Source organism: Flavobacterium sp. (assembly GCF_035299245.1).
GTDB lineage: Bacteria > Bacteroidota > Bacteroidia > Flavobacteriales > Flavobacteriaceae > Flavobacterium.
The window spans coordinates 239,286-253,996 of the sequence record NZ_DATGWY010000014.1; the positions used below are offsets into that span (position 1 = coordinate 239,286).

Here is a 14,711-nt window from a genome sequence, read left to right on the forward strand (position 1 = left end):
GTTTGTTAATTACAAATATTTAGTAATTTTGTAAAAAAGTGTGCTATGAAACGTTTTTTATCTACCAAAAATAAAGTAACTCAGATTATTCTCTGGGGAATCGTAATTGTAATGACCGCTCTGTTAGTCAATGGATTACTAATGGATGATATGCCGTTACTTCCAATTGTGATTTTAGGTTTGTCAATAGGTGTGATTATTTGGATTTTATTGGACACGCGTTACGTTATCAAAACCCAATTTTTATTGTACCGTTCGGGTCCGTTTAGAGGTCGAATTGATATTACCAAAATTAAAAAAATTAAATTACATTCTGGTTTATTTGTTCCCGTTTCAATGAAACCTGCATTAGATACTAACGGATTCATTATTACTTACAATCAATACGATGATGTGTTTGTTTCACCTAGAAACAGTTCCATTTTTTTAGAAGAATTAAAGAAAATTAATCCGAACATCGAAATCAAAATGGATTAACCAATTTTCACTGATGTCATTGTTAGTGATCCTCCAACGGCTTTATCGTTAAAAAATTCTACTGCATCATTTGGAGTCTGCAACGCCAATGCGTACAACATTGGGTAGTAATGATCGGGAGTTGGTATTGCCATTACAGCTGCTTTATTTAGTTTTTCGTATTCTATTAAGGCTTGATGATCGCCTTTTGAAATTTTTTCCTTAAAAATGGAATTCATTTCTTGCGTCCAATCAAATCCGTAGTTATCTACGTTGAGTTTATCCCAAGCGACCATTCGCAGGTTGTGCACCATATTTCCGCTACCGATAATCAACACTCCTTTTCGTCGCAGTTGCAACAATTCTTTTGCCAAATTATAATGATACGATGCCGGTTTATTATAATCAATACTCAATTGAAGCACCGGAATATCAGCATTTGGATACATATGACGAACTACTGTCCACGTTCCGTGATCCAAACCCCAATCGTGATCCAAATGAACATTAGTTGATGTAATTATCTTTTGGGTGTCTTGTGCGACTTCTAAACTTCCTTTTGCGGGATATTGAACATCGAACAACTCTTTCGGAAAACCACCAAAGTCGTGAATCGTTTTCGGATTTTCCATAGCAGTTACATACGTTCCGTTGGTTAGCCAATGTGCTGAAACCACTAAAACCGCTTTGGGCTGCGGAATCTCTTTTCCGTATTTTGACCACGAACGTGAAAACTCATTATCTTCTATTCCGTTCATAGGCGAACCGTGACCTATGAATAAAACGGGCATTAAATCATCATTGGTCTGTAATTTTTTAGACCAATTATAGAAAGGTTCTAGCGAAGTTATTGCCATTGCTCCTAGTAGTGTTTTTATAAAATCTTTGCGTTCCAATGCATAACATTTGTATATACAAATGTATGAATGTAATTTGAAAAACAACTATCTTCTAAAGAAAATTTAACAAATGGATTATTGAACGAGGTGAATTCCGTCGTCTTTGATTTCGATGATCTTCTCTTTATAAAGCAAACCAATCGCCTTTTTGAAGGTTTTTTTACTCATTTGAAGTACCGTTTTGATGTCTTCGGGATGGCTGTTATCGTTCAAACGAAGAAAACCTCTACTCGATCGGAGTTCGCTCAAAATTTTCTCTGCATTGGGTTCGACACTTTCATAGCCTAATTTTTGAAAACTGACATCAATTTTTCCATCAGGACGAATAGTTTTGATGTAGCCTTTCATTCGCTGACCTGGTTTCACATCAACATAGGCTTCGTCTTTGTACACCAAACCTTTGTGTTTTTCGTTGATGATGACGTTGATTCCCAAATCGGTAATATGTGAAATAATCAAATCAACTTCTTCGTTTTTTTCAAGGTTGATTTCATCGTTACTTAAAAACTGATTGGTTTTGCTGGATGCCACTAATCGCTGCGAACGTTCATCGGCATACATGTAAACCAAATAGCGTTTCCCTTGTTCCATTGGACGCGCTTGCTCTTTAAAAGGAACGAACAAATCTTTTTCCAAACCCCAATCCAAAAAAGCACCAAACTCGTTGATGTAATTCACGCGTAACCAACCAAATTCATTCAATTTGATGTACGGTTCTAAAGTAGTTGCAACTGGTCGTTCCTCATGATCCAAATACACAAAAACAATCAACTCCTCGCCTATTTCATACACATTGGGAACGTATTTATTAGGCAATAGAATGTCTTTTTCTCCATCAGATAAAAAAAGTCCGACGTTAGTAGAACGTTCAATTTTGAGTGTGTTGTATTTCCCTATTTCGATCATAATTCAAGTATAAAGGCACAAAGGTACAAATTCACAAGCAAGGTTAGTTAAAAACTAAACTAAAGCTTTGAAGTAGTCGAGCAAGATAGTGTCATTTTCTAGCGTTGGAGTAAAAACTTCCAGTATACAAGGCTTGTCATTTTGCTCGTACAAATGTTTCAGACCACGTTTTAAACTCTTTTCGTTACTGGCAACTACATAATCCAGTTGGTACATTTTGGCTAAATGCTCGGCTGTTAAGCAATGGAATGTTTCAAAAAAAGTATTGAATGTGGGCGTTTCTTGATGTCCGGGTAAAATTCTAAAAATGCCACCGCCACCATTATTAATGAGGATTATTTTAAAGTCTTTCGGAATGTAATTGTTCCACAACGCGTTGCTATCGTATAAAAACCCAATATCGCCAGTGATTAAAATAGTTGGTCTTTTGGATGCGACAGCTGCTCCAATTGCCGTTGAAGTACTTCCGTCAATTCCGCTGGTTCCTCTGTTGCAAAAAACGGATACTTTCGGATTTATAGAAAACAATTGCGCATATCGAATAGGAGAACTGTTGCTTATTTGCAAATCAAAATGAGTTGAAATGGTGGGCAAAATGATGTCAAATGCTTTCAAATCTGAAAACGGAATTGCGTCAAGATACTCTTGATGCTTCTTTTCTCTATCGCTTCTGATTTTCAAAAGTTTGGCTTGATAATCGCTTTCGACGGCAATTGTTTGAAGAAAAAACTGTTGGAAAAAGTAATTCGGAGCCACCACAAAGTGTTTGGTAAGACAACCAAATGTATCGTAAGCTCTGAGTTCATCAATGTGCCAATGTTGAATGGATTTATATTTTCTCAAATACGATTTGATGCGCTTTGAAACAATCATTCCACCAAAAGTAATCAACAAATCAGGTTGATATTCTGAGAATTCTTTTTCGGTAAATGGTGTTATTATTGTATCAATGTTGGTGATGAAATTAGGATGATGCACGTTGGAAGTCACTTCAGTCATTACCACAACGGATTCGTCCATTCCTAAAACATCTAAAAAAGATTGCTCTATGGTATTGGGTTCCAAACCTCCTATTAATACCAATTTCTTTTTGGACTGATTCCAAAAGTGAGCATAAATACTTAAGTCGTTCAGTATAGGCTTCGATTGAATAGAAGTTACCACCTTTGGTTCAACGCTAATTTCCTCGACAGTTTCATACAGCGGTTCTTCAAAAGGAACATTAATATGAACCGGTCCTTTTTTGGAAATGGAAAGGTTGATGGCTTCATTAATCAACGTATCGTTTTCATCACAAGCTGCTTCATTGAGATTGGCATTGAAAATACTGTGATTGGAAAACACGTACTGCTGGCGAATGGTTTGTCCGTCGCCAATATCAATTTTATCCAATGGTCGATCGGCAGAAACAACAATTAACGGAATCTGATTGTAAAATGCTTCGGCAAATGCAGGATAATAATTGAGTACAGCAGAACCAGAAGTACATAACAATGCAACTGGTTGTTGTAATTGTTGTGCCATTCCAAGAGCAAAAAAACCAGCCGAGCGTTCATCGGCGATACTATAACACTTGAAGGCTGAATTGTTAGAAAAACCGATTGTTAACGGTGCATTTCTTGATCCTGGAGAGATTACTATAGTTTGAATTCCTTTGGCACGAAAAATTTCAATAATTGATTGTGCTAAAGGTATTTTTGGGTACATCATTTTCATAGATTGTAATTTGCAAAGTTACTAAGTTGCGGACTTTTTTGCTACATTTGAGTTGTTTTTTTAACACTCCTTTACAATCCCAATTTATGGAAATCTCAATACGAAATTACCGCAACGAAGATGTTGCTGCCATTTTAGAAATCATCAATTACAACATACTGAATTCGACTGCTTTATACGATTACAACATTCGAACTACAGACCAACAGCTAGCCATTTTTGACGATAAATTAAAGAAAGGTTTTCCTGTAATTGTAGCCGAAAGTAATAATGAAGTGGTCGGTTTTGGCTTTTACAGTGAATTTCGATTCAGAGAAGCCTATAAATTTACTGTAGAACACTCCGTTTACGCTCATCAAAATCACGTTGGAAAAGGAATTGGAAAATTGATTTTGACCGAATTAGTTGAATTAGCAAAAGCACAAAACCTTCACACTATGATTGGTGTAATCGATTCGGAAAACACTTCTAGCATTGAATTTCATGAAAAATTCGGATTCAAAGTAGTAGCTGTTATTAAAGAAACCGGATTCAAATTTGACCGTTGGTTGCACTCGGTGTTTGTGCAAAAGATGTTATAAAAAAACCTTGTGAAATTCACAAGGCTTTTATCTTTTTAAAGCGATTCTATGGCGCGAATCACTTCTGCACTCATTGGTTTTGTTTGGGGCGAAAACATTTGAACCAATTCGCCTTTTTCATTGAGTAAGTATTTTTGAAAATTCCATTCTACAGTACTACCCAAAGTTAGATTTTTTGCTTTCTGGGTTAAAAACTGATACACTTCACACATATCATCGCCTTTTACCGAAACTTTACTCATTACTGGAAAAGTTACACCGTAATTCTTCTGGCAGAAAGTAGCAATTTGTTTATTGGTTCCTGGTTCTTGTGCCCCAAAATTATTCGCAGGAAAAGCTACTATGATCAAGTTTCTGTCTTTGTATTGATCGTAAAGCGATTGTAGTTCAGCGTATTGAGGCGTCAAACCACATTCTGATGCAGTATTAACAACCAGAATTTTATAACCTGCATATTTGGCAAAATTAAATTCTTCGCCATTAATATCAGTTACTTTAAATTGATGAATTGAAGGCTTATCCATTTTCTTTTCGTTATTAACAGTTAATGTTGGTGTGTTGTTTTTTTGGTTTTGTCCGCAAGAAACAAGACTGAACGACAACATGGCTAGGATTACTACTATATTTTTCATTGTATAATTTATTTAATTCATATTGATTTTCAAATATATAAAAGTTGTTGAAACTCTCGATATTAATTCACTTTTTTGTTTTTGTAGTATTTCTTGTAACTCGGATAAGCCAATGCTCCGATGACTGAAAAAGCAAATAAGGTGTAATAAATCCAACTCAATGATTTGGCCTCTCCACTGGCGTATGAATGCAATCCAACTAAATGAAAATTCACACCATAATAGGTAAACAATATCGACACAAAAGCGAACATGCTCATTAAGTTAAATATCCATAATCCTCTTAACAAAGGAACAAATCGAGCGTGAATCACAAAAGCATACACCATAATACTGATTAAAGCCCAAGTTTCCTTTGGATCCCAACCCCAATACCTACCCCAACTTTCATTCGCCCATTGTCCGCCAAGGAAATTACCAATGGTCAACATCACCAAACCAATGGTCAGTGCCATTTCGTTGATGTAGGTGATTTCTTTGATACTTAATTCCATTTTTGCTTTGTTCTTCGAATTGGTAAATGCTATCAATAACAGAGCAACAAAACCTAAAATCATTCCTAATGCAAATGGGCCATAACTCGCCACAATTACTGCAACGTGAATCATCAACCAATACGAGTTCAAAACGGGTTGTAAATTACCAATTGCTGGATCAATCCAGTTGGCATAAGCTGCCGCTAAAATCATTGCGGTAACAAAGGCACAAGAAGCTACTGTTAGTTTAGATTCACTTTCAACCTTTAGCCTTACATACATTAAACTTGAAATTATTGATAATTCGGATGGTAATAATGGTTTAGGAAGATAACGTTTTACTAATTTAAAATCAAATGCTAGTCCGAAGAACATTGTCGCCCATGCAACATAAATAATACTCTCATAAGCATCACTCCACGGTGCGTGACCCGATATGTACCAGCGTACAATTAATGCAAAAGTGTGCAATGCAAATAATAACGCGATGATTATATGGGAAACATTTATCGCAATACTCAACCCTTTTTTATCATAAAAAATCTGAAGAATAGTAAACATCAACATTAAAATTGACATGGTTAAATACAAATACGGCAGTTTTTGAAAAACATCGTATTTGTTGTATAAAATCTCAGAATCAATTTTATCATCTGAAGGTCGAACAGCAGCCCCGACTTTTCTTTGGTAATTTTCTAAACCTACCAAAAAGGTATTGGCCATTGTATAATCATTCTTGTCAGTAGCTTTTAATAATTCATCAAAATAAACAGGTAGTACATTTTTTACAGTGTCTAAGGCAGTTCCAGTTTTATGATTGATTTCTAAAAACGAAACCCATTTGTTATTGCTGTCGTTAGGCACTGGAAAAACACGTAAAATTTTCCCACTCAAAGCGCTGTTAAGTAAATTTACTTTTTTGTCGGCTTCGATAAAATCTTTTTCAAAATTGTTGGGATTAGCTGTTTTATAAGCATTATCTAAGAAAGGTGACAACTTGTAATTTCCGTTTTCATCAAAGAAATTGCGAAAAGAAGCATATTGATCTTCGCTTTTGATTCCGATTATTTTACGAATACTATCGTTACCTTTTTTCAAGTAAATAATTGGCACTTCAAACCAAACCGTTGGAAATTGAGTCATCGACATGAATACTTGATCGGAATTCATGTCTTTGTAGGTATCGCTTTTACTTACTTTTCTCAATAATTCAGAAGAAAAAGTATTAATGGGTTTCATGCGTCCGCCTTCATCTTGAATTACCAATCGACCAAATTGCGCTGCGTGTTTTGGTGCTACTTTATATTTGTTGATGATGGAATCAATCTGCTTTAAAGTAGGAATTTGAGAGTGATTGGCATGGTTTTGAGAAAACCCAACTAAAGTTAACATTAACAATAGTATCGTTAAATAAGCCGATTTCTTTTTCTTGATGGCTTCTAATTTTCTCTTTAAATCGCCAAAACGCGAATGTTTAGTAAATAAAATCGCCATCAATCCAAAATAAAGTAAATAATACCCAATGTAAGTGATGTTGGTTCCCCAAAAATCGTGGTTTACAGACAAAACAGTTCCTTTTTGATCTTCATCGTACGAGGCTTGAAAAAATCGGAAGCCTTTGTAATCTAAAATATGGTTCATGTAAATGCGCTCGTTTTTGTTTTCGGCTCCATCCATAACGGTAACCTGACTTTCAAAAGAAGAAAAACTCTTTTCTGTTCCAGGATATTTTTGTGCAATGAAATCGTTGAGTTTAATTTTGAATGGCAATTCGTATACTTTACTACCAAAAAACAAAGTGTATTCTAGCTTACCTACTTTAACCGAAACCGGTTCGCCCTGTTTTCCTTTTGAACCTTTTACAGTAACTATTTTTTCTTCTCCACCAGAAGATATTTTAAGTTTTAAAATGTCCTCCGCTCTTTTGTTTTTATAATTACCACTCGACACAAAATCTTTGGTTCCGTTGATGGGTTGTTCCGGAAAAACAAATTGTGCTTCGGCTAAATTATACAACGATCGGTACATTAAATCCTGTACACTGTCTTTGGCTACTTTTCCCTGCAACTTATCGGCCATTCTCATGAACTGTCCGTCAAAAGGCGAATAAATGGTTGTTTTATTGTCTTTGAAGGTAATATTGATTGCTCCTTTGGTTTCTTTATTGAAAGCAAATAAAATATTGTGAATATTTTGTACTTCACCTTCAATTAAATAATGTTCGTGACGTGTTCCACCACTGGATTCAACCAATTTCAAATGAAGTTTACCATTCGCATTGGGCTTAATGGTTTCTTTTGCATCCATCAAGTATTCCAACAACTCTACTTCAAACGGAATCTCAGCAAACTTATCGTTGATAGAGTAATTATTGGATGTTGCAGCAGACAACAAAACGGGTTCTTCAAAAACTCTGCGTTTCATTTCGCCTTTGTAATCGCCATCTACAAAAACTGTGAGAAAATTTTTGTCGGAATACACCAAATTTGAGATTTCGTTTTCACGAATTGGCATCATTCCTTCGTAACTAATATAGCGTGTGATAAATGCTCCAATAATGATAAAAATGAACGATAAATGCAAAATCAACGTGGCCCATTTTTCTTTTTTATACAATTGATACCGTTGAATGTTTCCGAAAAAATTAATCACAAAAAAAACATGAATGGCTTCAAACCACCAAGCGTTGTAGACTAATATTCTGGCGGTATCTGTATTGTATTTACTCTCTATAAAGGTTCCACACGCCATGGCAAATGCGTAAGTAAAAAATAAAACGGCCATTAAACGAGTAGAAAAAAGGATTGATTTCAGCTTTTCCATAATTGAATTGGAATGTATTTTTTGAGTCGCACAAAAGTAATTTAAAAAAGTGGATTTATAGAATTAATTACTCTCGTTTTAAGTCTTTTTTAAGAGATGTACAGACTTATTCAAAAATCAACCATTTGTACTATTTTTTAATACATTTACAAGTATTATTTTTACTCAAAAAAGACCTTTGAAACATTTAAAAAATACCTACTTATTTTTTGCATTTGTTTTTTTTCAATTGTTCTCAATTGCTCAAAACTCAATACCACCTCTGACTTATCTGACCACAGAAAAAGGATTAAGTCAGGCTATTAGTTATGATATTTTTCAAGACAGTAGAGGTATTATGTGGTTTACTAGTTATGATGGCATTAATAAATTTGACAGTAATAAAATCACAAAATTCACCTACGATTATAATGATAAAAGTTCTTTTCTGGGAAATCTATCCATTGGCATTGTTGAAGATGCAAACGGAAACATCTGGACAGGCGGAAATAGTTGTTTGAACATTTATCGGTACCATCAAAATAAATTCAAACACGTTAAAGTAGACGATAAGAGTAATTTCTATCACTATCCGCTTTTTGCTACTAAAAATTCGGTGGTATTTCAAAAAGGAAATCGTTTTTACATTACTGATATTACTTCCTATAAATCAAAACTTTTTTTTGTTGATAAAGCGTTTAAGTACACTAACTTTTCATCCAAAACATTTGAAACTAGCTCTTCGTATATCGTATTCATCAAAGGAAAACCAAACGATGGCAAAGTAGACTCAAAAATTACTTTCAGAGTTTATGAATTCTCAAAATCCGACTTGAGTAAGCCTAAAATAACCCATAACAATACCGCTTTTGATACCAAAGCATTCCAAAAAATAAACGAAAACACCTATCTCATCGGAACTAATTCGGGTTTGAGTTTGATTGACCTAAAAACCAAAAAAATATCATCTTATTTATCAGAACAATTTAAAAACGATGTAACTGCTATTGACGACATCAATGCTTCACAGTTTTTGTTGAGTACCAAAAACGGCGAAATTTATAAACTAGACGTTCAAAAAAACACCATTTTTTTACAATCTTTTTTTTCTGAAGAAGACCAAAACGAATGCAAAAAAAATGGTATTCAACGATTGTTTGTAGACCAACAAGAAAATGTGTTTTTTACGCTTTGGGGAAAAGGAATCGCGTGCTATGATCAAAATAATTCGTTGTTCAAGTACAGTTTTACCAAATCGGATGTGACCAACAAAATAATCAATGACCAATACATTTGTAGTTTATTGCCTTTGAAAAATAATGATGTTTTGGTTTACACCAAATCGGGCGATTTTTACACCGTAAATCAAGAAGGAAAAAACATTACTAAAATAGCCAATATCAACTCATTTAACCGAACCAATTTTGGTGGTGATCTTTACTTGCACAATGGTTTTGATGGCAGAATATTTGTCTCTGGATTGGATAAACTTTACGAATTAAGAATAAAGGAAAAACAAATAGTTGAAGTCAAAATAAATTGCCCTGGATTACAAAACAACACTTTTAACGACATCACTATTTTTGACGAAAATCATTACATAATTGCTGCTCAGAAAGGTATTCATGTAGTCTCTAAAGATTTTAAAACCTCGACCAATTTCTCTGTTTTTGATAAAAATGAAACCTACTTACGATGTTACATAGTAAACAATAAATACCTCTATGTATGTAGGCCTTACAAAGGATTTGATTTGTATAATTACGAAAACAATCGTTTGAAAAAAATGAAGTCATTTTTGATAAATGCCAGCATTAAGGATATGTATTGTAAAGATCGTGATCAGGTTTGGTTTGCTTCAACATTGGGAATTTTAAAACACACCATAAGCAGCAATAAAGTTGTTTTGGACAATTCTAAAGACAAATGGACCAACTCGTATTTGTATTGTTTATTACCCGACAACAATGGAAATCTATGGGTGAGCCATAATGCCGGAATTACAAAATTTGATATTGATAAAGACAAAACTACCCATTACAACTTGAGTAATGGGTTGCAAGGGTATGAATTCAATACCAAAGCTTTCGCAAAAAATAACCAAGGTGTTCTTTTCTTCGGAGGAACCAACGGATTGAACATCATCAATCCAAATGAAAATTATACTTCTAAAAACAAGGATATTATTCTATTTGATGAATTAAAAATTGAAGATAAAATCACTGAAGAATCGCTTCATTTTTCATCAAAAAAAGCCTTAGTCTTAAAAAACAATCAAACTACCTTCAGCTTAAAACCCATCATTATCAATTATAATTCGAGTTTGATTCAACATGATTTGTTGTACAAATTGGACGGAATAGACAAAACGTGGATTTCTGGGCAAAGCAATCAAATCATTCGATACAGCAATTTACCTGCCGGAAATTATACCTTTTATGTCAAAACACCGGATAACAATCAGTTGAAATCAATCGAAATTGTTGTACATCAGGTTTTTTGGAAAAGCATTTGGTTTTGGATGCTTGTTTTTGGTTTTCTTGCATTTACCATTTGGTTTACTCAACGAGGATATTATTTGGCTCAAGTAAATCAACAGGAAGCGGAAATTAAAAAATTAAAAGCGGTCGAATTGGAACGCGAACGAATTGCTCACGACATGCACGATGATTTGGGTTCAGGCCTAACAGCAATTGCCTATTTGAGTCAGAAACAGGATTCAAATAGCAAAATTCAAGAAAAAGCAAAAGAACTTATTAAAAACATGAGTGAGCTGATTTGGTCGATGAAATCTGAAAACGACTCTATTATTGAACTGATTTCCTACCTCAAAAGATACGCCAACACGTATTGCGAAGAAAACGACCTTGAAATCAATTTTACCACAAAAATCGTTGATGAAAAATTACAGATTAGAGGCGACATTCGAAAAAACATTTATCTGATTGTTAAAGAAGCGTTACACAATGTAGTGAAGCACTCTGGAGCTAAAAAAGTGGAGTTCATTTTTCAAAGTACTAAAAATATTGAGTTAATTATCCACGATAATGGTAGCGGAATTAACATTGAAAATACTAACAACGGAAACGGCTTAAAAAACATCCGAAATAGAGTAGAAAAAATGGACGGGAAAGTTGATTTTAGTAATGATAATGGCACCAAAATAGTCGTATTTGTTCCCATCAAATAAATCAACCTAAAGTACTATTTTTTTGAAAAACTATATTCTTAATTTTGTTATAAATTTATAGTATGTTAACAATTTGCATCATAGAAGATATTCCCGAAATCAATGAAGGTTTGGTTGATTTACTCGAAAAAGACCATCGGTTTTCAATAATTGGAAATTTTACCACTGCTGAAAAAGCAATGTTAGAAATACCTCAACTAATGCCCGATATAGTGATATCCGATATCAACCTTCCTGATAAAAGCGGAATCGATGCATTAAAATACATTAAGAATCTATTTCCTCAAATACAATTCATCATGTTTACTATTTATGAAGATAGTGATCAAGTATTTGACGCCTTGAAATCGGGTGCCAGCGGTTATATTTTAAAGAACACTACTCCAAACAAAATCATCGAATCGATCATCGAATTAAGTGAAGGCGGAAGTCCGATGTCGCCGTCAATTGCCCGAAAAGTAATCAATACGTTTAATAGCAATCTATCGAGTAAAAAAGTAGAAAATTTGCTAACTCATCGCGAGTTTGAAGTACTCGAATTATTGAGCAAAGGTTTTTTATATAAAGAAATTGCCGATCAATTGTCAATATCGATAAGCACCGTAAAACGTCACATCAATCATATCTACGAAAAATTACAAGTACAAAATAAAACCGAAGCGGTGAATAAACTGTACGGAAAGTAATTCAAATCAATACAATCAGCCGAGTTTCTACTCGGTTTTTTTATGCAAAAATGATACAAAAGGTGGATTGACATCACCTAACCCAACCGCTACTTTTGTAATGATTCTACTAAGTATTAATTGAAAATCAGTTAATTCCAACAATCATTATGAAAAAACTACTACTACTTTCAACTTTATTTTTATGGTCTTGGAATTCCTTTTCCCAAGTCGGAATCGGGACTACAACCCCAAACGCATCGTCAAGTTTAGATATTTCATCCAATTCATCTGGAGTGTTAATTCCCCGAGTTAGTTTAATTGACATTTCCAATGGAACAACACCTGTATCTTCTCCAGCAACTAGTTTATTAGTATACAATACAAATGCTGCAGTTACTGGAGGAAATGGTGTTGGTTACTACTATTGGGATGGTTCAAAATGGACCAAATTATTTGACAACAATACACCTCAACTTTGGTCAAGAGGTGGTTTCGGACAATTATACCCAACAACTTTAACCGATTTTGTTGGTATTGGAACGAATAATCCGCAGACCAATTTACATTTGGTTTCTTCAAGTTCCAATCCGGTTATTTTTGATGGTGGTGATTTTTTATACCTCACATTTGCAGAAAACGGAATCAATCGTGGTTACTTTGGAAGTTATGCTGGAAATCCTGAAGACATTGAGTTTGGAACTTATGGTGGAAATTTTGGTGCGCTTCATTTGACCACCAATAATTCCCCAAAACTAACTGTCTTAAATGGTGGAAATATTGGAATAGGAACCACAACACCTTTCGAACGACTTCATGTTAATGGCAATATTCGTTCATCCAATTTAGCTGGCGTGGGAACACGTATGGTTGCAGCCGATGCCAATGGAACATTAGTTCCAACTGCTTTTGGAACAGTTGGCCAAGTGTTAACTCAAACCGCAGGCGGACCTGCATGGCAAAATAATAGTTCTTTTTGGTCACGGAGTGTTTCAGGTCATTTATATCCTTCAACAATTTCAGATTATGTTGGAATCGGAACCTCAACACCCAATGCACCATTGCAATTTTCAAACTCAACCGGTAATCGTAAAATAGTGTTATACGACACCAATAACAATGACCATCAATATTATGGTTTAGGAATTAATGGTGCTACTTTTCGCTATCAGACCGACTCTGTTTTGGCCGATCATGTTTTCTTTGCTGGTGTAAATTCAGTCAGCTCTAACGAATTGATGCGTGTAAAAGGAAACGGAAATGTGGGAATTGGCACATTCAACCCATTATCAAAATTAGAAGTGAGTGGCGCAGGAACAACCGAAATCAGACTAAGCTCAACCTCTGGTTTTGGACCAACTCGTTTTTCAATGATTAGTGATCGTGGATTGGGTAGCGAATGGCGTCCTGCTTACATTGAAGATGGAGATAATGGTGGCTTTACTGGACGATTGGATTTTTACACCAACGGTTCGGGTGCAGGAAATTTATTTGGATCCGTTCGTGCTATGAGTTTGGTAAATGGAAATGTTGGAATTGGAACCATAACACCTACTCAAAAATTGGACGTTCAAAATGGAAATGCTAGAATCAATAATACGTTTATTGGTGATTTAGGACATGGTGCCACTTGGAGTGGGTTTTCGCATTATAATCAAGCTAACACAACGGGATACGGGTTTTTACATTCGTCTGATGGAAACTTCGCACTTATCAACAAACAAAATACAGGAGCTGGCTATATTGGATTTAGAGTTGGAAATGTTGATCAAGCAGTAGTTACAAATGCCGGAAATATGGGAATCGGAACCACAAATCCGGCTCAAAAGTTAGACGTCATCGGTAAAATTAAAATGACCGATGGAACACAAGGTGCCGGAAAAATACTAACTTCTGATGGAAGTGGCACCGCTTCATGGAGCAATTTGGGGAACGTAATGCTGAGCTGGCAAACCTCAAACAACTGTACAAGTATTAGTTGTTATACCCAAAACTATGGAACTGGTTTTTCAGAAATTCCAGGCATCACAACAGTCATTAACTTACCCGTACGATCAAGAGTAATGGTAAACGCTGTAGTTAACATGTATGCTTGGCAATTGGCTTCGGTAATCGGTGGTTGGGGAGAAATTCGTTTGGAATTGGATGGAAATCCTCTCAACGGAACTACCGTTCAACTTTACAATTTGAATGATACCTATTCAACCGGTACGTTTTCAAACTACATGATTGATTTAAATCCTGGTTCATATACCTTAAGAGTTTCAGGAAGAAGCACTAGTACTGGAATTGCTGTTGATTTTAATGGAAAATACATGAGTGTCTTGGCCATGCCAATCAATTAGTTTTTAGTTGGTAAAAATGATACAAAAGGTGGATTGACAATTT

At 34.9% G+C, this 14,711-nt stretch carries 10 protein-coding genes; 5 read left to right on the plus strand and 5 right to left on the minus strand.

Annotated features, from left to right (window positions below; genetic code table 11):
• Positions 1 to 45 precede the first annotated feature (45 nt).
• Positions 46 to 477 carry a PH domain-containing protein gene (locus tag VK161_RS09990; protein ID WP_324214636.1) on the plus strand — a complete coding sequence of 144 codons (432 nt, stop codon included), beginning with the start codon at positions 46 to 48 and terminating at the stop codon, positions 475 to 477.
• Here the strand turns inward: VK161_RS09990 and ygiD are convergent.
• From ygiD to menD, 3 genes are all read right to left on the minus strand, one after another.
• Positions 474 to 1,313, minus strand: a complete 840-nt coding sequence (ygiD, locus tag VK161_RS09995; RefSeq protein WP_324214637.1) for a 4,5-DOPA dioxygenase extradiol — start codon at positions 1,311 to 1,313, stop codon at positions 474 to 476. The two genes, VK161_RS09990 and ygiD, sit on opposite strands and share 4 nt — an antisense overlap.
• A 117-nt stretch (positions 1,314 to 1,430) precedes the next feature.
• The gene (locus VK161_RS10000) at positions 1,431 to 2,261 is read right to left on the minus strand and encodes a CvfB family protein (protein ID WP_324214638.1); all 831 of its coding nucleotides are present in this window, start codon (positions 2,259 to 2,261) and stop codon (positions 1,431 to 1,433) included.
• Between the two features lie 54 nt (positions 2,262 to 2,315).
• Positions 2,316 to 3,971 (minus strand): 2-succinyl-5-enolpyruvyl-6-hydroxy-3-cyclohexene-1-carboxylic-acid synthase, encoded by a 1,656-nt coding sequence (menD, locus tag VK161_RS10005; protein WP_324214769.1) that lies wholly within the window; start codon positions 3,969 to 3,971, stop codon positions 2,316 to 2,318.
• A gap of 92 nt (positions 3,972 to 4,063) precedes the next feature.
• Here menD and VK161_RS10010 point away from each other — a divergent pair, with 92 nt between their 5' ends.
• Positions 4,064 to 4,558 carry a GNAT family N-acetyltransferase gene (locus VK161_RS10010; RefSeq protein WP_324214639.1) on the plus strand — a complete coding sequence of 165 codons (495 nt, stop codon included), beginning with the start codon at positions 4,064 to 4,066 and terminating at the stop codon, positions 4,556 to 4,558.
• A gap of 35 nt (positions 4,559 to 4,593) precedes the next feature.
• Here VK161_RS10010 and VK161_RS10015 read toward each other — a convergent pair whose 3' ends face one another.
• Together VK161_RS10015 and ccsA are read right to left on the minus strand one after the other, a co-directional pair.
• Positions 4,594 to 5,190, minus strand: a complete 597-nt coding sequence (locus VK161_RS10015; protein ID WP_324214640.1) for a glutathione peroxidase — start codon at positions 5,188 to 5,190, stop codon at positions 4,594 to 4,596.
• Between the two features lie 62 nt (positions 5,191 to 5,252).
• Positions 5,253 to 8,489, minus strand: coding sequence for a cytochrome c biogenesis protein (gene ccsA / locus VK161_RS10020; protein WP_324214641.1), 3,237 nt, complete (start codon positions 8,487 to 8,489; stop codon positions 5,253 to 5,255).
• Between the two features lie 178 nt (positions 8,490 to 8,667).
• On the opposite strand from ccsA, the gene VK161_RS10025 reads away from it, so the two are divergent.
• The 3 genes from VK161_RS10025 (at position 8,668) to VK161_RS10035 (ending at position 14,668) form a co-directional block, all read left to right on the plus strand.
• Positions 8,668 to 11,658, plus strand: a complete 2,991-nt coding sequence (locus VK161_RS10025) for a sensor histidine kinase (RefSeq protein WP_324214642.1) — start codon at positions 8,668 to 8,670, stop codon at positions 11,656 to 11,658.
• A 62-nt stretch (positions 11,659 to 11,720) separates the two neighbouring features.
• Positions 11,721 to 12,344 (plus strand): response regulator transcription factor, encoded by a 624-nt coding sequence (locus tag VK161_RS10030; protein WP_324214643.1) that lies wholly within the window; start codon positions 11,721 to 11,723, stop codon positions 12,342 to 12,344.
• A gap of 149 nt (positions 12,345 to 12,493) precedes the next feature.
• A complete protein-coding gene (locus VK161_RS10035; protein WP_324214644.1) occupies positions 12,494 to 14,668 on the plus strand; it encodes a hypothetical protein in 2,175 nt (724 codons plus the stop codon).
• Positions 14,669 to 14,711 lie beyond the last annotated feature (43 nt).